Here is a 16886-nt window from a genome sequence, read left to right on the forward strand (position 1 = left end):
GGCAATCAGTTTGGGGGCAGGGGTATGGCAAGGGGCAAGCGTGGCCTGATCGCGGCAGCGGTGACCGTGGTCTGCGCCGTCACCGTGCTGGCGGCACCCGGCGCGGCCTTCGCGGCGCCCGCACCGACCCCCACCCCGTCCACGGCCCCCGGCACAGACCCGGGTTCGACTCCCGCGACGAACGAGGAGCTGGAAGCGGTCCGCGAGCAGCTCGACCTCCTCTACCGCGAGGCGGCCTCGGCCACCGACGCCTACAACGCGGCGGAGGAGAAAGCCGAGCAGCAGTCCGCCGAGATCGTCGCGCTGGCGAAGCTGATCGTCGAAGGCAAGGAGAAGCTCGCCGAGTTGAGGAAGCGCGCCGGCTCCGCTGCCGCCGCCCAGTACCGCACCGGCGGCCTCCCGCCCGAGGCCCATCTGATGCTCAGCGACAACCCGGGCGAGTTCCTCGAGGGCAGCAGCCGGGTCCGCCAGGGCGAGCGCGCCACCAACCATCTGTTGCAGGAGCTGACCCGCACCCAGCAGGACTTGGAGCAGTACGCCAAGGACGCCTCCGCCCAGTGGAAGAAGCTGGAGGCGGGCCGAAAGGCGAAGGCCGCCGCCCAGAAGAAGATCGAGCAGCGGATCGCGGCGGCCAAGAAGCTGGAGTCCCAGCTGGAGAAGGAGGAGAGGAAGCGCCTGGCGGAGCTGGAGGAACAGGCCGCCTACGAGGCGCAGACCGCCTGGCTCGACTCCGGCGTCCTCGACGAGATCGACGGCACGGCCACCGAGCAGGGCAGGAAGGCCGTGAAGTTCGCGACCCAGCAGATAGGCAAGGCGTACGAATGGGGCGCCGAGGGCCCGAAGACGTACGACTGCTCCGGACTGACCTCTCAGGCCTGGGCGGCGGCAGGCAGCGCCATCCCGCGCACCTCCCAGGAACAGTGGAGGCAGCTCAAGCGCGTCGCCGTCGAGGACATGCAGCCCGGCGACCTGATCATCTACTTCGGGGACGCCAGCCACGTCGGGATGTACATGGGGGACGGCGCGATGGTGCACGCCCCGCGGCCGGGGCGGACGATCACGATCGCGGGGGCCGGTTCGATGCCGATCCTGGGAGTCGTACGCCCGCAGACGGACTGAGCGGCCGGGGCGGTAACGCCCCACGGACTCCGGTGACGTGGCCCACGTGACCCACCCCACGCTCCTCCGCGGCCAAACCGGCGACCGACGTGACCTTCGTCATCACGGACCGGACACTGTCCTGTCCAACTGCGGTACGGATCGCGGCATATGACAGTGGCCGACCACCGAGCGGCGTGCCTCACACCATTCCGTTGCGGCGCCGACACCCGCTATCGTCCCGGTCGGTGGGTCGAGGTCCCTCGCACCCGCCATGCCCTCGGGGGGAGGGAAGGAACCCAGGACAATGCCCGTACCCGTACCGCGGCAGAGAGCGATCCCGGCCGTGGAAAGTGGTCAGGCGCAGGCCGCGCCCGCAGTCCGCGGCCTCTCCGGTGCATCCGGTGATCCCGGTACTGAGGCTCCGCGCAAGGAAGCGCACAAGGAAGAGAAGGCCCAGAAGACCACCAGCACGACCACGGACACCAACCTCACGCTGCTGCTGATCGAGGACGACCCCGGCGGCTCACCGATCGTGCCCGAACTGCTCGACCAGTCCGGCAAGCCGATCCGGATCCGTACCGCCCGCAACCTCACCGAGGCCGCGCGGCTGCTGACCGACGACGTCCACTGCATCCTGCTGGACCTCGCGCTGCCCGCCCCCGGCCGGACCGACGACAGCGACGACGAGCTGTACGTCCTGCGGCACGTGCTGGAGCTCGCGCCCCGGCACGCCGTCCTCGCCCTCACCGCGTCCGGCGATGCCGAGCGCGGTGCCGAGGCCGTGCGCGTGGGCGCCCAGGACTATCTGTTCCGCGACGAACTGGACGGTCGGCTGCTGAGCCGCGCGATCCGCTACGCCGTGGAGCGGAAACGTTCCGACACGGCCGAGCGGCGGCTCGCCGAGGGCCGACTGCGGGCCCAGGAGAACCGCCGGCTGGAGCGCGGCCTGCTGCCCACGCCGCTGCTGCACGGTTCCCCGCTGCGCTTCGCCGCCCGCTACCGCCCCGGCCGCTCGCGCGCGCTGCTGGGCGGCGACTTCTACGACGTCGTGCGCACGCCGGACGGCACCGTGCACGCCATGATCGGCGACGTCTGCGGGCACGGCCCCGACGAGGCCGCGCTCGGCGTCGAGCTGCGCATCGCGTGGCGCGCGCTGACGCTGGCGGGCCTGTGCGGCGACGAGCTGCTGAACACGCTCCAGCAGGTGCTGGAGCACGAACGCTCGGACGACGAGATCTTCGCGACCCTGTGCACGGTGGACATCGCGCCGGACGGCCGCCGGGCCGGTCTGTGCCTGGCCGGTCACCCGGCCCCGCTGGTCGCCCGCCCCGGTCGCGCGCCGCGGCTGCTGCCGTACGACAACAACGGCCCCGCCCTCGGCCTGCTGCCGGGCGCGCGCTGGCCGCGGATGCAGGTGGAGCTGGGCCGGGAGTGGAGTCTGATGCTCTACACCGACGGCCTGATCGAGGGCCATGTCGGCGCCGGCCGCGAGCGGCTCGGCCAGGACGGCATGGTCGAGATGATCAGCCGCCAGCTGTCCCAGGGCCTGCGCGGCGAGCAGCTGCTGCGCGAGGCGGTCAACGAGGTGCGGGAACTCAACGGCGGTGAGCTCACGGACGACGTGGCGGTGCTGCTGCTGGATCGAGTGCCGTAGCGGCGGGGGCGCGACTGCGGCCGTGCGGGGCGCGGACGGGCGGAATGCAGCCGTGGAGGGTGCCGCCGTGCGGGGGCGCCCTCAGGTGCCGCGCAGCCGATGACGGCCGTCGGTCACCGTCCGCCGTTGTACGGGCCGTACGGGCCGTCGCTGCTCGAACCGCGGCGGGCGCGGCCGCCGCCCGGGAGGCCACGCAGGGCCGGGCGCACGTCGACCATGTACACGATCGTCGCGATGAGGCCGATGATCGGCAGGAACGACAGGATGTTGAAGATCAGGTTCACCACGAAGGCGAGCCCGAGGACGATCAGCCAGAAGGGCTTGGTCTGCTTGTCGGCCGCGCGGTAGGCGTCCTCGCGACGCGTGGCGGCGTCGATCATCGCGAAGCCGCTGAAAAGGATCAGGGCCATGCTCAGCAGCCACATGAACCCGACGAATCCCTGCATCAGCACAACGTCCACCACCCGTATCGGCTAGTCCCTACGCGGTCACCGTACCCGCAACCGTCCGACCGCTACCCGAAGAACGGGCCGGGCACCCAAGGAGTGCCCGACCCGTTACCGATCACCCGTCCGTGTCACCCGTCGTGACCGCGGACGCGGCGCGCGGAGTGTCACTTGGCCGACGGCGTCGTCTTCTTCGCCGGGGTGGTGGCCTTGCGAGCGGCCGGAGCCTTCTTCGCGACGGGCTTCTTCGCCGCGGCGGCCTCGGCCTCAGCCGCGGCGGGCTTGTCCTGCTTGGCCTCGGCCGACTTGCTCTCCGGCTCGACGGCGATGGCCAGCTCCTCGATCTCCTCGGCGGCCTCGCCCCGCCAGGTCCGCACGGCCTGCTCGCCGTGCTCGGCGACCTTCTCGTAGGTCTCACGGGCCTTCACGGCGTACTCGGCGGCCATGCCGACACCGCGCAGGGCGAAGTCCTGGGCACTCTCGCCCAGCTTCTTGATGTCGGAGTCGAGGGAGCCGAAGAACTCGTTGACGCGGGTCTGGACGTTCTCCTGCGTCTCCTTGACGCGAGCGGTGGCCTTCTCCTGGACGGCCTTGGGGTCGGTGTTGCGCACGGCCTCGATGCGGGCAGGCGCCTCGTTGCGCAGCTGGTCGACCAGACCGGGCACCTTCTTGGCCTGCTGGAGAGCGAGGTCGGCGGTGCCGGCGGCGAAGTACAGCGGCCGCGGGTCGGTGAGGGTCTTGCGCAGGTCTTCGGTGATGGCCATGGTGCTGGTCCTCCCGGTGGCTTTCTGTGAGGGTTCGGGGTCCGCCGCGTCCGCCCGGCTCAGCCGGCGGAGCGCTGCTGCGGGTCGGCGTCGTCGCCGTCGGCAGCACGGGTGTCGCGTATGGCGCCGTCGCCACTGGCGCGGCTGCCGTCGCCGCTTCTTATGCCGCTGCGATCGCTGGGATCGCTGCCGTCGTGACTGTCACGGCTGTCGCGTCTGTCGCGTCTGTCGCGTCTGTCGCTGTAGCCGCTGTAGTCGCTGTCGTCACTGTCGTCACTCAGGTCACCGTCCTGCGCCGCGTCCGCCTTGCCGGACTCGAAGCCGTTCTCCTTGCGGAACGACTCGTAGACCTGGAGAAGCACCTGCTTCTGCCCCTCGTTCAGCGTGGGATCGGCGAGGATGACGGCACGCGTCTCCACCTCGTCCCGGTCCCGCTCGGCGTCGAGGATCCCGGCCCGCACGTACAGCGTCTCGGCGGAGATCCGCAGCGCCTTGGCGACCTGCTGCAGCACCTCCGCGCTCGGCTTGCGCAGCCCGCGCTCGATCTGGCTCAGATACGGATTGGACACCCCGGCGGCGTCGGCGAGCTGCCTGAGCGACAGCTGCGCGTTGCGCCGCTGTTCGCGCAGATACTCACCGAGATTGCCGACGTTGAGCGATGCCATACCTCCACCATGCCGCGCCGTGCTAACAATTGCAAGCAACCCGCTTGCAAAAGTGCGCCATGCCACTCGCACGGCAGCACCGGGCGCCCCGCGCGGCAGACTGACCGCCATGACCGCAACGGACGCAAAAGCCGATCTTCACTTCTATCTGCAGTCCGCCCGCGACGCCCTGCTGTGGAAGCTGGAAGGGCTCTCGGAGTACGACATCCGCCGCCCGCTCACCCCGACGGGTACCAACCTCCTGGGCCTCGTGAAACATGTGGCGAGCGTGGAGTTGGGCTACCTCGGCGAGACTTTCGGGCGGCCCTCCGACGATCCGCTGCCCTGGCTCGACGGGGACGCCGAGTCGAACGCGGACATGTGGGCCACCGCCGAGGAGTCCCGCGAGTTCGTCGTGGGCCTCTACCGCCGGGCGTGGGCGCACGCGGACGCGACGATCGACGCGCTGTCGCTGGACACCGTCGGCAAGGTGTCGTGGTGGCCCGCCGGCAAGGACGAGGTGACGTTGCATCACGCCGTCGTCCGCGTGATCGCCGACACCCAGCGGCACGCCGGGCACGCCGACATCGTTCGCGAACTCATCGACGGGGCTGTGGGGATGCAGGCAGGCAACACGAGCATCCCGGAGGGCGATACGGCCTGGTGGGAGGGGTATCGCGGCCGGCTGGAGAGGGTGGCCCGGGAGGCGGACGGGGCGGCGGGACGGGGAGTGTGACGTCGTGACGTCGTAGAAGTTCTAGAAGTCGTAGAAGGGACCGCAGGCCGAAGTCCCCTGGCCGGAGCCGGGCCCGAAGATCACGACTGGAGGGGGACTGGCCGGGCGCGCTGCTGGCCGAGCGGCTGGGGATCAGCCCCTGTACCGTGCGCCGCGATGTCGAACGCCTGCGCGAGCTGGGCTATCCCATCGTCACCGTCAAGTGCCCCGACGGCGGCTACCGGCTCGCCGCCGGCAGCGATCTGCCCCCCGTTGCTCTTCGACGACGAGCAGGCCGTGGCCCTGCGGATCGCCACCACCGCCGGTGCCGGCATCGAGGAGTCCGCGGCCCGCGCGCTGACCACCGTCCGGCAGGTCATGCCCGCACGGCTGCGCCACCGCATCGACACCGTGCAGGTCACCGCCGCGGAACGGCCCAGGTCCCGGCCCGAACCCCCGGTCGGGAGCGGCGTGCTCACGGCGCTCGGCGCGGCCGCCCACGCGCGGGAGGTGCTCCGCTTCGGCTACCCGCCCGGCGTGGCCGACGGCGGCACCCCGCGCGCGCCGCGCCGGGTGGAGCCGCACCACGTCGTCACCTGCGGCGGCCACTGGTACCTCGTCGCCTGGGACCTCGACCGCGCGGACTGGCGCATCTTCCGCGCCGACCGCATCACCCCACGCGTCCCCACCGGGCCCCGCTTCACCCCGCGTGAACTGCCGGAGGCGACGTGGCGGCCTTCGTCACCGACCGGTTCCGCGGCTCCGGCGGCGTCGGCGACCGGCCGTGCCGCGGCGAGGTGATCCTCGACCTGCCCGCCGCCGTCGTGTCCCGTCACAGCCACGACGGACTCGTCGAGGAACTGGGCCCGCACCGCTGCCGGCTCGTCCTGGGCTCCTGGTCACGAGCCGGCCTGGCCGCCCTGATCGGGAGGTTCGACACCGGCATCGAGGTCGTCGGACCGCCGGAGCTCCGGGACGCCTCCGCGCACCTGGCCCGCCGCTACGCCGACGCCGCCGACCCCAGGCAGGACGCCACCTGAGACACCGGGGAGCCGGTCGCCGTACGCCCTCGTACCCACTTATTTGTGCGTACTTGGCGCCGCGCGCCGTCCGGGGAGAGGCTGGTCGCGGGTGGTCAGGAGGCCGACGAGGTCGCGGTCAGGCTCTCCAGACGGCGGTGGCCCCAGTCGGAGAGGGGGGCCAGCGCCTCGGAGAGTTCGCGGCCGAAGCCGGTCAGGGAGTAGACGGTCTTCAGGGGCATCACGTCGTGCACCTCACGGTGTACGAGGCCGTCCGTCTCCATCTCGCGCAGCGCCTGGGTCAGCACCTTCTCGGTCAGGCCCGGCAGCCTCCGGCGCAGTTCGCCGGGGCGGTACGGGCCTGACTCCAGGAGCCACAGCAGGGACGTCTTCCACTTGCCGTCGATCACCGCGATCGCGGCGGTCACTCCGCAGACGTTCGGATCCTGGGCCTGCCTGCGCGTCATTTCCACCCCTTTTGTGATGAATTGTTCGTGCCGTTCTCAAGGGAGTTGAACAAGCATGTCCACCTACGACGACAAGTCTGCCGTCACCGTGCTCGGTCTGGGGCCGATGGGCCGCGCCCTGGCCGGCGCCTTCCTGGACGCCGGCCTGCGCACCACCGTCTGGAACCGCACCCCCGGCCGGGACGGCGAACTGGCCGGCCGGGGAGCCACGTCGGCCGTGACGCCGGAGGAGGCCGTCGCGGCGAGCGACCTCGTCGTGGTCTGCGTGGTGAACTACGACGCCTCCGACGCGATCCTGCGCCGGCCCGCCGTCACCGACGCCCTCGAAGGCCGCACCCTCGTGAACCTCACCGCCGACACCCCGGCCCGGGCCCGTGACACCGCCGGCTGGGCCGCCGCGCACGACATCCGCTACCTGGACGGCGCGATCATGACGCCGACGACGAGCATCGGCACCCCCGACGCGGTGTTCCTGCACAGCGGCCCCGAGGAGCTGTACCGCGCGCACCGGGCCGCCCTGGACACCCTCGGCGGCACCCACACCCACCTCGGCGAGGACGCCGGACGGGCGGCGGCCTACGACGTCGCGTTGCTCGACATCTTCTGGACGGCGATGGCGGGCTACGCGCACGCCCTGGCCGTGGCCCGCGCGGAGGGCATCAGCGGGCGGGAACTCGCGCCCTTCGCGCAGGGCATCTCCGCGATCCTGCCGCCGCTGTTCGAGGAGTTCGCCGGCGACGTCGACGACGCCGCCTACTCCGGCGAGCTCAACCCGATCACCTCGGCGGTCTCCTCCATGTCCCACATCATCGAGGCCTCCGAGGGACACGGCATCGAGGCGAGCGTGATGCGCGCGGCGGAGGGCCAGGCCCGCCGTGTCATCGGCCTCGGCCACGGAACGGACGGGTTCATGCGGGTCACGGATCTGCTGAGCCGGGGGTGAGGGGCCGGGGAGCAGGGCCCCGGTTCCATGCCGAGCCGCTCCCCCGCCCCACCGGTCTCACCCGGCGCCCAGCCACCCCGCCACCACGGCGAAGTCCGCATCCGTGAGCCCCACCCGGTGGTTCACGCGGTGCAGGAGGGCCCGTGCGGGGTGGTGGGCGCTCACCCAGTCCCGGTCGGCCGCCTTGATCTCGTCGTCGAGCCAGACGAAGGGCCGGCCCGCCGCCCAGGCCACGAGCGGCCGGGTCTTCCAGTGCAGCGGGCCGGGCCGCGCGGCCTCCTCCGGCCAGTCCACGGCCGGGAGCGGGGGCAGGCCGAGCCAGGGCGCCATGAGTTCGTTCGCCTCCTCCAGCCAGGTGGTGGCCCACACCAACTCGCAGCCCAGCGCCCACAGCCGGGGGCCCAGCGCCGGATCGACCCTGCTGAGCAGCGGGTTACCGGCGCCCCGCCCGAGCCGTGCCCCGTACGCCGGATACGGATCCGCCGACCCGAAGGGGAGAAGCGTCCCGTCGATATCCAGGAAGAGAAGCATCGCGCCTAGGCTACTGTTGCTCTCATGACTGCCGGGTTTGCGGCCAAGTGCCGCGAGCGAGTTGGGTGCCCGGCCTCTGAATGAGGCTGAGGCGGGCCAGGAGTCCGCCGGTCTCTCTCCGCGCGTTCGCGCGCGTTCGTCCACCGATCACCAGTGACGAGCACGGCCGGAGAGAGAAGAGAACACCGAGCATGCCCAACGACACCATCAGCGACTTCAACCAGCAGGTCATCGAGGAGTTCCGCGCCAACCGGGGCCGCGTAGGCGGCTACTTCGAGGGCGCCCGCCTCATCCTCCTGACCACCAGCGGCGCCCGCACGGGCGCGGAGCACACCACCCCTGTGGCCTATCTCCCCGACGGCGCGGACCGCATCCTGGTCATCGCCTCCGCGGGCGGCGCCCCCAGACACCCCGCCTGGTACCACAACCTCCTCGCCCACCCCCAGGTGACCGTGGAGAGCGGCGCGTTCACGTACCAGGCGCGGGCCGAGGTGCTGAGCGGCGACGAGCGCGACCAGGCGTTCGCGCGGGCCGTCGAGACGGACGCGGGCTGGGCGGAGTACCAGGAGAGGGCGGGGCGGGTGATACCGGTCGTGGCGCTCCACGAGATCGCGGGCGGCCCTCCGAACATCAACGCCGGCTCCATGGGCGAGGCCATCAAGGTCGTTCATGACGCCTTCCGACGCGAACTCTCGCTCATCCGCGAGGAGATGAACAAGAAAACGCAGAGCGGCGGCCCCCTGGGTGCCCAGCTGCGCGTCAACTGCCTCACGTTCTGCCACGGACTGCACAACCACCACACCGGCGAGGACCTCGGCCTGTTCCCCTTCCTCGCCGACCGCCACCCCACGGCCGCCCCCACCATCGAACGCCTCCGCGAGGAACACGAACACATCGCCGCCCTGGTGGAGGAGCTGCGCGCGGCGATAGGGACGCAGGACCCCGCCATCGCCCGCTCGGAGGTCGAGCGCCTCACCACGGAACTGGAGGCGCATCTGACCTACGAGGAGCAACACCTCATCCCCCTGCTCGACGCCTGAGAACCCCTTCGGCGGGCGCCTCCGGAAAGCCACCTGGAGGCGCCCGACCTCACAACGGCGGCCCGCCCGCGTGCACCACGTCCAGCCGCGTCGACCCGTCATGTCTGCGCGGCGCGGGTCAGGCGGCGTCGAGCAGACGAGTCGTGCGCTTCAGCGTGTGCGTGTAGCGGTCCGCGGCCTGGCGCACCGCCGGCACGTCCAGACTCATGCCGTGGACGATGCGGTCCAGGTCCACGTACGCGGAACGCACGACCTCCATCAGCTGGTACACCTGCCAGTCGCGCTGCCAGCCTCGGCTGTGCTCGGCGCCGACGCGCTCCTCCCAGCGGGCGAACATGCGGTGCCGGACCTCGCCACGTGCCGGCGTCAGATGGAGGTGCCGGACCAAGTCGTAGAGGGGATCGCCGATCAGGGCCATCTCCCAGTCGATGAGGGCGAGTCCGGTGCCGTGGCGGGGGTCGTCGGTCCGGACGAGGTTCCAAGGGTTGAGGTCGCCGTGCAGCAGCGCGGGCCGACGGGGGGTGACACGGTGGCGGGCGAGCAGGTCGGCCAGCCGGGCCGCGTCGGGCAGCCCCAGGCGGCGGGCGGCGAGCTGGGTTCGTTCCGGGAGTCCGGCGACCATCGCGGCCACGCGGTCGGCCAGCCAGGGGTGGAAGTCGTGGGCGGCGTGCGCGGCCAACGGGTCCAGAGTGGCGCAGTCGAGTTCGGTCAGCGCGCACAGCTGGTCCACGAGCAGGTCCGCCTCGTGCGGCAGCAGGCCCGCCACCGGGTGCACGGTGGACCGCCCGTCCGGGGGTCGCTCGCCGGGCAGCGGACCGAGGTAGGTGAGGACGGCGAACTGCTCTGCGGGCTCGCTCTCGCCCCGTACCAGAACCCTCGGTGCCGCCACTTCGACGCCTGCCGCCTCGATGGCCATGAGCACCGGGTATTCCTCAAGCGTCGTGAAGACGCTCTCGTGGCGGTGGGCCGGGGCCGCGTCGCGGCGTACGAGAACCGCACCGACGCCCGGAACGCGGACCACGGTGTTGAGATGGGCCGTGCCCCGGAAGACGTGATCGGCGCTCGCACGGCCCTCGGCTGCCAGCACGGAACCCACCAGGGCATGCGGGAAGTCGGCCCGCTCCGGAACACGCGGATCGGGAACGAAGGGGTCGGGAGTGGCACGGCGGCGGCCGACCCGGGAGCGCCGGGCGGCCTGCCGGCGGTGCGGGACCGGCAGCGTGTCGGGCTCGTCCGGCGGCTCGGTGAGTTGGATCGGTTCGGCGGCGGCGCTCAGGGCGCGGCGCACCGACGAGGCGGCCAGATCGAGGTACGCCTCGGGGTCCGGGCTGGTGGCGAGGCACCGGGCGGAATACATCACAGCCCAGTAGACGGACTGCGCCCACTCGAAGTCCACATGACGGCGAAGATCTCGTTCCAGTCCGTCGGCCGCTCGCGGCCGTTCCCGGGACACGGCCTGCGTCCAGGCCTGGCCGACCTCGCCCCATTGAGCCTCCGGATACCGCCTGCGGACGAGGTGAGTGGCCAGATGGTGCAAGGAATCGCCGTAGAGGCGAAGGAGCGCGGACGGCCGGGGGACGGGTGCCGGCAATGTGCGGTCGAACCGGCGCAGTGCCTCCCCCGGCACACCCGGAGCGGTGAACAGACCACGGACATCGACGGCTGCCGGCCGGGCGCCACCGGGTCGGCAGTCCCATCTGGGTACGAGCGGTACCACCAGTCGTCGCTCCTGTCACGCAAGGATGACGGGAGTACCACGATAGCCGTGACAAGGTGCCGTTCTGGGGCAGATCACCTGACGATCGGTTTACTTGGCGAGGTTCTTCCACAGGGAGTCGAACCAGGCCTGCGTGCCCTCCACGAGCAACGCGTGGTTCGGATCTTCGCTGTCCTTGACGAAGTGGGTGAACTTGGCGATGAGGCCGAGGGCGTCCAGCGCCTGGATCTCGGTCTCCAGCCTCTTCAGGACCAGCGGGCGTTCGCCCACCACGTAGTAGGCCTGAAGCATCTCCTCGCCGTTCATCAAGTAGACCTTGAGCGGCGGGGTCAGGGGCACGTGGCGGATCTCCACGTCGACCGTCTCGACCGCTCCCCGGGCCTTGAAGGTCAGGAGCCGCCCCTTGACCTCGCCGGAATGCCACTCCGCCAGCTCCCGCTGGCGCTCGCGCATCGCGTCCCGGTACTGCGGGTCCAGTGACTGCGGATACGGCATGTCCAGGTCGGGGTCAGGAAGCATCATGCGCAGCACGATGCGCTGCGGGGCTTCCAGCTTGCCGCGTTGGATGCGCTCGTCCAGTCTGCGGAGCTGGTTGTTCAACGACTCGGCCGTGAGCGTGAACACGTCCAGGGTGACCTCCGCGCGGGCGAAGGCCTGGTCCATGAACCACTCAAGGCTGGCCGGTTGCCCCGACTGGTCCGTCGACCGCGCCGAACGGATGCCCTCCGGCACCCGTATCACCCGGGTTCCACTGCCCTGCCGCCGCTCCACCCAGCCCTCGTTGGCCAGCTCCGTCAGCACGCTTCGCACGGTGTCCCGGGCCACCCCGAGCTCGGCGGCCAGGTCTCGTTCCGCCGGCAGAAGGCTGTGGAGCGGGTACTCGCCGTCGAGCAGACGGCTTCGCAACGTCGACATGACGTCGTCGAACCGCTGCCTGCGTCCGGTCGTACCGCTCCGCTCATCACTCACCCTACGACCCTACCGCCATTCCTCCAATAGCGGACCTCTCTCAACCACTTCACCCGACCAACACTCAAAAATGGTTGGGGATCAGTCCGCCAGGGAACCAACCAATCAGACCAACCAATCCAATTGGTCGGAGAGTTGACGGACGGACAGGGAGTGCGGGAGGTGGGCATGCGAGTGTCAGCCGGCGGACAGCACGGACAGCACGTCCTGCAGCGTGGGCACCAGATATCCGGCGCCGGCATCACGCAGGATCTTCTCCTTGCGCTCGTTGCGCACGTACCCCAGGAAGCCGACGCCGGCGCTGCGCGCGGCCATCAGGTCCGTGGGGGCGTCACCGATCATCAGGGTGTCCCCGGGCGAGGCGCCGAAGGCGCGCAAGGCCTGGTCGAGGCAGTGCGGGTCGGGCTTGAGCAGGCTCAGGTCCCGGGACCGGCCGTAGACATGCGGACCGAACGCGCCCTCCAGGCCGCGGTCGCAGAGGTACTGCCGGGCCGCACGCGGCGAGTTGTTCGTCGTCACGGCCAGTCGAACCCCCCTGGCCGCCCACGTGCGCAGGAGCGGATCCGCGTAGGGAGTGGGCGTGGCACAGGTGGCGGCCTTCAGCTCCTCCTGCGTGAGTCGCTCCTCCAGCGTGGCCACCACGGCGCCGGGACGTGGGTGGCGGCTGTCGACAGCGCGCAGGACGTCCCAGGGGTCCGTCGACCACCGTTCCTCTTCCGTGAGCAGATCGCGCAGTCCTCGCGCCTCCAGCCAGCCGACGAGCACGCGCGTCACGTCTCGCGCGGAATGTCCGGCGAACAGGCGGCAGATCGGCCCGTCGAAGTCGAAAAGCACGTAGCGGGCCCGCGTGATGAGTCCCTGGAGGTTCTCCGTGTGCGTTGTCACCGGTTCAGTCTGCGACACGATGGGGTGGCCGCGCGTCCACCGGGTCGCATGACACTAGTCCAGGGTCAACTCAGAGGTGACGGTGTCCCAGAGAGCGTCGAACCACAACTGCGACTGCTCCACGAAGGCCTCGTCACGGCGGCCCGTCTCCTGCTCGAAGGAGAAGAGGAGGGCCTGGGTGCCCAGGACGTCGTACACATCCTGGGATTCGACGTCGTCCGCGGCTCGGCGGGTGACCATGTAGTAGGCGATCAGGGCCTCGCGACCGTTGAGAAGGTACAGCTTCACCGGAGGGGTGAACGGGAGCGCGCGGAAGGTGACGCTCACGTCGATGCCGTGCGTGGCGCGCAGGGCGCGGAGGTTGTGCCTCAGGACCTGGACCTGGGCGTTGCGCATCGTCAACCAGCGCTCGTGCACCGAGTCGTCGCCGCTCCCCTCGACCGAGGTGGGGAATGCCAGGTCGATGTTTCGGGAGGGCAGCAGCACCCGGACGTCGATCGAGTCCGGGCAGACCCGTCCTTCGTGGATCCTCCGGAGCGGTTCCCCGAGGCCCAGCATCATCGTCTCGGCGGTCAGGCAGACGGCGTCCACGCGTACGTGACGCGCGAAGAACGCCTCCGTGAGGCGGGGCCCGAGGCTCACCATCGTCGGTTGCGGCTCGCGCCATGCGGGTTCCGGTTCCGCGATGCGCGGCGGGCTGCCCTTGCTGACGTTGCTCAGGAGACCGTCGCCCTGGAGAGCGCGAAGGGCCTGGCGGACGGCGCCGCGCTCCACACCGAACTCCTCGGCGAGTTCGGCCTGGGTGGGCAGGCGGTCGCCCGCTTTCAGCCGCCCCTGCCGGATCCGCTCGCGCAGAGAGTCCGCGATCTCTTGAGGCGTGAGCCTTCTGCTGCCGACCACTGCCGCCATCTCCTCCCGCACCCGGAAACCGAAAGGCTGCATCCCACTTGTAGGGGTTGCCCGGATAGTTGTTTATCCATCCCTGCCAAGTTGGAACGACTTTAGCAGACTTGGTGCCAACTAGCACCAAGTCAGCAAGGTACTCGACCACTTCTGCCGAAGGGGGGTGTTCCCTCCCCATGCCAAGGAGACGCCACCGTGTCATGGATCAAAGCGGCCGCCACCGTCTTACTCCTCACCGTCGAGGAACTAGCCAAGTGGAGATACGGCACCACAGGCCTCGTCGCTCTCGTCCTGCTCCTCGTCGGACTGCAGCGCCGCAACCACACCTGCAGCGCCATCGGCGCCGTGGGGCTCAGCCTCTCGGTCACGGGGCCGGCGCTGTGACCCGCGCGCGATCAGCCCGCCAGGTCCAGTTCCGTGCTGATGGTCTCCCAGAGCCGGTCGAACCACAGACGGGACTGTTCCACGAAGGACTTGTCCCGCACCCCGCCGTCGCCCTGCCGGAAGGCGAACAGCGGCGAAGCGCCCCCCTGCACCTCGTAGGTGTCCGGGCCCCCGCCGTCGGTCCTCTCCGCACGCCGGCTGGGTGTGTAGAAGGCGAACAGCGCCTCGGTCTCGTTCAGGAGGTACAGCTTCACCGGCGGCGTGAAGGGCAGGGCGCGGAAGTGCACCCGGACGTCGACGCCGTGCGTGGACCGCAACGCCATCAGGTTGTGGCTCAGCACCAGGCCCTGGGCGTTGCGCAGCGCCCTCCGATGCGCGGGGGAGTCGCCGTCGGAGCCGACGGACGGGGGGAAGGCGAGGTCGATGTCCCGGGACGGCAGCAGGACGCGCAGGTGCACCGTGGCCGGTTTCGGCACCCCGGTGTGCAGCCGGCGCAGCGGCTCGCTGACGGCCAGGTTGAGCGAGGCCGACGTCAGGCACAGCGCGTCGATCCTGACGTGCTTGGCCTCGAAGGCGGCCGCCATCCGGGCGGGCAGTGCGGCCAGCGTGGACTCCGGCTGCGCGGTCGGGCCGAAGAAGGCCGTCGCCCCGTCGGGCGCGACCGTCGCCGGCGCCCCGCGGGACACGTTGGTGAGCAGGTCCTCCGACTGCAGGATGCGCAGTGCCTGCCGGACGGCGCCGCGCTCCACGCCGAACTCCTCGACCAGGGCGGCCTGGGTGGGCATGCGCTGGCCCGCCTTGAGTGTGCCCGACCTGATCCTGTCGCGGAGTTCGTCGGCCACCTCCTGGGGCGACAACGGGCCCCTTCCCCGCTCGTTCGCGGCAATCTGTTCCGACGTCACATCGGAACACTACAACTTTGAGCCATCTTCGGGCAGTTGCCCGACAGATGGTTACCGGACACTTCAAAGACGCTCCAACCGGGCATAAGTTGGCAACCAACTAAATGAATGTGGTTGCACTTTCCGATGGTTGGTGGCGCTGGAAGGACGCACCCCATGCCGTTCATCGCTCTCGTCGTCGCCGCTCTCGCCATCGGATTCGAGCAGTTCGTCCAGTCGAAGCTCGGCGCCATGGGGATCATCGCACTCGTCGCCATGACCCTCGGCATCAAAGCCAAGAACGTCACTCTCGGCGGCATAGGAGCAGTGATCCTCGTATTGCTGCTCACCCAGTCCGGCTGACCGGGCTCCCTTCCGGAGGGGAGCCGGGAGCTCGGTCAGTCTGCACAGACACAACTGAAGATCGACAACCGAAGAACGCACAGCCACAACTGAACAAGCACAGGCACAGCCACAACTGAAGAGCACGCTACGGATAGCGAAACCGTCCACCGTCGCCGGCAGAAGGGAGCACTAGAAGAGGTCCGGGCACCACGGTCGCCTGGACGTGCGCAGCAGGGCGTCGGCCGAACGGGCGGCGCCCGCTCGTTCTTCCCGGACCCGGCCCAGCGCGGCCAGCCGCACCGCCGACTCGTCACCCAGCCACAGCGCCGCCAGGTCGGCGACGTCCAGCGTGAGATCGGCGCTCTGGTTGCTCGGCGCGCAGGACGCGCCCTGCTCCGACGCCTCCAGGCGGTACCGCCCGCCCGCGAAACCTCCGGCGTCCACGATCTCCAGCACCAGCTCCCCCGAGCCCTCGTACGTCCGCGCCTGCAGCGCCCGTACGACGTCCAGCACCCGCACCCAGAGCCAGTCGGCCTGCATGGTCAGGCGGGCGGCGCGCGGGTCCGGCAAAAGCAGCGGGAGCAGGTCGTCCGGGGCCCGCAAGCCCGTCTTCACGTGCGCGATCCAGTCGATCGAGCACAGGTAGTGCCACAAGGCGCGCTCGGCGGCCGGCGTCACCGCGATCAGCCAGTTCACGTCGGCCGTGATCTGTGGCTGCTTGCCGTGCCACTTGTCGTCCGACTCGTAGGAGACCAGGCCCTCGATCTCACCGGCGGCCGAGCGGTACAGGGCGTAGTAGGGCTCGGTCCAGGAACTGCCGAAGCGTGCGGCGCCGGTGTTGATCCGCCACCACAGCTCGGTGCGGCTGACCGCGCCCGGCTGCGCCCGCCGCAGGCGTTCGTGCAGCTCGGGGCCGAGCTTGCGGACGTCCTCGGCGTCGACCAGGTCGATCCGCCCGCCGTCCTCCGGCCCCGACCAGCGGCGGTCCAGGCCGGTCCGCGCCACGTCGACGGTCCACTCGGCGGCCGTGGTGGCGGCGCCGAAGCCGTAGCGGCCGTAGATCGGGTACTCGGCGGCGATGAGCGTCGCGACGACGTCCCCGCGTTCCTTCGCCGCCGTCAGGTCCTGGTTCATCATGCGGCTGAGCAGGCCACGGCGGCGGTGCGTCGGGCTGACGGTGACGTTGGAGACGGCGTCGGCGGGCACGTAGGCGCCGCCCACGGCGGTGACCTCCTGCGCGAAGGAACGGAACGTCGCCACGCACCGGTCCCCGTCGAACGCCCCGAGCAGCCGCCCCGGCACGAACTCGGCGCGCCGCGCCTGCAACTGCTCCTCGGTCAGCGTGGGCTTCTGCAGGAAGCCGACCCGCATGGCGCGATGCCAGTCCTCGAACTCGGCCTCGGTGATCGGGCGTACGGGCAGCTCGTGGCGACGCGTCATGAGTGCACGGTAGGCATACGAAGGCACAGGTGTCGCGG

General features: G+C 70.6%; 18 protein-coding genes and 1 pseudogene. 8 read left to right on the forward strand and 11 right to left on the reverse strand.

Annotation, left to right across the window (positions count from 1 at the left end; all coding sequences use genetic code 11):
- Positions 1–24: 24 nt before the first annotated feature.
- Positions 25–1119 carry an NlpC/P60 family protein gene (locus ACFV6X_RS08950; protein WP_385379743.1) on the forward strand — a complete coding sequence of 365 codons (1095 nt, stop codon included), beginning with the start codon at positions 25–27 and terminating at the stop codon, positions 1117–1119.
- A gap of 286 nt (positions 1120–1405) precedes the next feature.
- Entirely contained in the window at positions 1406–2755 is a 1350-nt protein-coding gene (locus ACFV6X_RS08955; RefSeq protein WP_385379746.1) for a PP2C family protein-serine/threonine phosphatase, read from the forward strand.
- A 113-nt stretch (positions 2756–2868) separates the two neighbouring features.
- Here ACFV6X_RS08955 and ACFV6X_RS08960 read toward each other — a convergent pair whose 3' ends face one another.
- The 3 genes from ACFV6X_RS08960 to ACFV6X_RS08970 all read right to left on the reverse strand — a co-directional run bounded on the left by ACFV6X_RS08960 (position 2869) and on the right by ACFV6X_RS08970 (position 4630).
- A complete protein-coding gene (locus tag ACFV6X_RS08960) occupies positions 2869–3201 on the reverse strand; it encodes a DUF2516 family protein (protein WP_365444577.1) in 333 nt (110 codons plus the stop codon).
- A gap of 167 nt (positions 3202–3368) precedes the next feature.
- Complete coding sequence (locus ACFV6X_RS08965) at positions 3369–3965, reverse strand: hypothetical protein (RefSeq protein WP_385379749.1); 597 nt, start codon at positions 3963–3965, stop codon at positions 3369–3371.
- 59 nt (positions 3966–4024) lie between these two features.
- Positions 4025–4630, reverse strand: a complete 606-nt coding sequence (locus ACFV6X_RS08970; protein ID WP_385379752.1) for a helix-turn-helix domain-containing protein — start codon at positions 4628–4630, stop codon at positions 4025–4027.
- A gap of 109 nt (positions 4631–4739) precedes the next feature.
- On the opposite strand from ACFV6X_RS08970, the gene ACFV6X_RS08975 reads away from it, so the two are divergent.
- Positions 4740–5345, forward strand: a complete 606-nt coding sequence (locus tag ACFV6X_RS08975) for a DinB family protein (RefSeq protein ID WP_385379755.1) — start codon at positions 4740–4742, stop codon at positions 5343–5345.
- An 86-nt stretch (positions 5346–5431) separates the two neighbouring features.
- Positions 5432–6364 (forward strand): annotated as a pseudogene (locus ACFV6X_RS08980) (helix-turn-helix transcriptional regulator).
- Between the two features lie 95 nt (positions 6365–6459).
- On the opposite strand, the gene ACFV6X_RS08985 reads toward ACFV6X_RS08980, so the two are convergent.
- Positions 6460–6810 carry a winged helix-turn-helix transcriptional regulator gene (locus ACFV6X_RS08985; protein WP_385379758.1) on the reverse strand — a complete coding sequence of 117 codons (351 nt, stop codon included), beginning with the start codon at positions 6808–6810 and terminating at the stop codon, positions 6460–6462.
- Between the two features lie 55 nt (positions 6811–6865).
- Between ACFV6X_RS08985 and ACFV6X_RS08990 the strand changes: the two genes are divergently transcribed.
- Entirely contained in the window at positions 6866–7753 is an 888-nt protein-coding gene (locus tag ACFV6X_RS08990; RefSeq protein WP_385379761.1) for an NAD(P)-dependent oxidoreductase, read from the forward strand.
- Between the two features lie 57 nt (positions 7754–7810).
- Here the strand turns inward: ACFV6X_RS08990 and ACFV6X_RS08995 are convergent, their stop codons facing one another.
- Positions 7811–8284 carry an HAD domain-containing protein gene (locus ACFV6X_RS08995; protein WP_385379764.1) on the reverse strand — a complete coding sequence of 158 codons (474 nt, stop codon included), beginning with the start codon at positions 8282–8284 and terminating at the stop codon, positions 7811–7813.
- Positions 8285–8475: 191 nt separating this feature from the next.
- On the opposite strand from ACFV6X_RS08995, the gene ACFV6X_RS09000 reads away from it, so the two are divergent.
- Positions 8476–9324 (forward strand): nitroreductase/quinone reductase family protein, encoded by an 849-nt coding sequence (locus ACFV6X_RS09000; protein WP_385379767.1) that lies wholly within the window; start codon positions 8476–8478, stop codon positions 9322–9324.
- 118 nt (positions 9325–9442) lie between these two features.
- Here the strand turns inward: ACFV6X_RS09000 and ACFV6X_RS09005 are convergent, their stop codons facing one another.
- The 4 genes from ACFV6X_RS09005 to ACFV6X_RS09020 form a co-directional block, all read right to left on the reverse strand.
- On the reverse strand, positions 9443–10861 hold the full coding sequence (locus ACFV6X_RS09005) for a phosphotransferase family protein (protein ID WP_385379770.1): 1419 nt from the start codon (positions 10859–10861) through the stop codon (positions 9443–9445).
- A gap of 270 nt (positions 10862–11131) precedes the next feature.
- Complete coding sequence (locus tag ACFV6X_RS09010) at positions 11132–12010, reverse strand: GntR family transcriptional regulator (protein WP_385379773.1); 879 nt, start codon at positions 12008–12010, stop codon at positions 11132–11134.
- A 177-nt stretch (positions 12011–12187) separates the two neighbouring features.
- Positions 12188–12895: an HAD family hydrolase gene (locus ACFV6X_RS09015; protein WP_385379775.1), complete on the reverse strand. Its 708-nt coding sequence runs from the start codon at positions 12893–12895 to the stop codon at positions 12188–12190.
- 54 nt (positions 12896–12949) lie between these two features.
- The gene (locus tag ACFV6X_RS09020; RefSeq protein ID WP_385379778.1) at positions 12950–13837 is read right to left on the reverse strand and encodes a winged helix-turn-helix domain-containing protein; all 888 of its coding nucleotides are present in this window, start codon (positions 13835–13837) and stop codon (positions 12950–12952) included.
- A gap of 156 nt (positions 13838–13993) precedes the next feature.
- On the opposite strand from ACFV6X_RS09020, the gene ACFV6X_RS09025 reads away from it, so the two are divergent.
- Entirely contained in the window at positions 13994–14182 is a 189-nt protein-coding gene (locus tag ACFV6X_RS09025; protein ID WP_385379781.1) for a hypothetical protein, read from the forward strand.
- A gap of 11 nt (positions 14183–14193) precedes the next feature.
- Here ACFV6X_RS09025 and ACFV6X_RS09030 read toward each other — a convergent pair whose 3' ends face one another.
- Positions 14194–15039, reverse strand: coding sequence for a winged helix-turn-helix domain-containing protein (locus ACFV6X_RS09030; protein ID WP_385379784.1), 846 nt, complete (start codon positions 15037–15039; stop codon positions 14194–14196).
- A 201-nt stretch (positions 15040–15240) separates the two neighbouring features.
- Between ACFV6X_RS09030 and ACFV6X_RS09035 the strand changes: the two genes are divergently transcribed.
- Positions 15241–15426 carry a hypothetical protein gene (locus ACFV6X_RS09035; protein ID WP_385379787.1) on the forward strand — a complete coding sequence of 62 codons (186 nt, stop codon included), beginning with the start codon at positions 15241–15243 and terminating at the stop codon, positions 15424–15426.
- A gap of 171 nt (positions 15427–15597) precedes the next feature.
- Here ACFV6X_RS09035 and ACFV6X_RS09040 read toward each other — a convergent pair whose 3' ends face one another.
- Positions 15598–16848: a GNAT family N-acetyltransferase gene (locus ACFV6X_RS09040; protein ID WP_385379790.1), complete on the reverse strand. Its 1251-nt coding sequence runs from the start codon at positions 16846–16848 to the stop codon at positions 15598–15600.
- Positions 16849–16886: the final 38 nt, after the last annotated feature.

The organism is Streptomyces sp. NPDC059861 (genome assembly GCF_042731435.1).
GTDB lineage: Bacteria > Actinomycetota > Actinomycetes > Streptomycetales > Streptomycetaceae > Streptomyces.

Bases quoted from the DNA above. Each gene is read 5' to 3' on its own strand.
- ACFV6X_RS08950 (WP_385379743.1), top strand. From the start codon at position 25: ATGGCAAGGGGCAAGCGTGGCCTGATCGCGGCAGCGGTGACCGTGGTC.
- ACFV6X_RS08955 (WP_385379746.1), top strand. From the start codon at position 1,406: ATGCCCGTACCCGTACCGCGGCAGAGAGCGATCCCGGCCGTGGAAAGT.
- ACFV6X_RS08960 (WP_365444577.1), bottom strand. From the start codon at position 3,201: ATGCAGGGATTCGTCGGGTTCATGTGGCTGCTGAGCATGGCCCTGATC.
- ACFV6X_RS08965 (WP_385379749.1), bottom strand. From the start codon at position 3,965: ATGGCCATCACCGAAGACCTGCGCAAGACCCTCACCGACCCGCGGCCG.
- ACFV6X_RS08970 (WP_385379752.1), bottom strand. From the start codon at position 4,630: ATGGCATCGCTCAACGTCGGCAATCTCGGTGAGTATCTGCGCGAACAG.
- ACFV6X_RS08975 (WP_385379755.1), top strand. From the start codon at position 4,740: ATGACCGCAACGGACGCAAAAGCCGATCTTCACTTCTATCTGCAGTCC.
- ACFV6X_RS08985 (WP_385379758.1), bottom strand. From the start codon at position 6,810: ATGACGCGCAGGCAGGCCCAGGATCCGAACGTCTGCGGAGTGACCGCC.
- ACFV6X_RS08990 (WP_385379761.1), top strand. From the start codon at position 6,866: ATGTCCACCTACGACGACAAGTCTGCCGTCACCGTGCTCGGTCTGGGG.
- ACFV6X_RS08995 (WP_385379764.1), bottom strand. From the start codon at position 8,284: ATGCTTCTCTTCCTGGATATCGACGGGACGCTTCTCCCCTTCGGGTCG.
- ACFV6X_RS09000 (WP_385379767.1), top strand. From the start codon at position 8,476: ATGCCCAACGACACCATCAGCGACTTCAACCAGCAGGTCATCGAGGAG.
- ACFV6X_RS09020 (WP_385379778.1), bottom strand. From the start codon at position 13,837: ATGCAGCCTTTCGGTTTCCGGGTGCGGGAGGAGATGGCGGCAGTGGTC.
- ACFV6X_RS09035 (WP_385379787.1), top strand. From the start codon at position 15,241: ATGCCGTTCATCGCTCTCGTCGTCGCCGCTCTCGCCATCGGATTCGAG.
- ACFV6X_RS09040 (WP_385379790.1), bottom strand. From the start codon at position 16,848: ATGACGCGTCGCCACGAGCTGCCCGTACGCCCGATCACCGAGGCCGAG.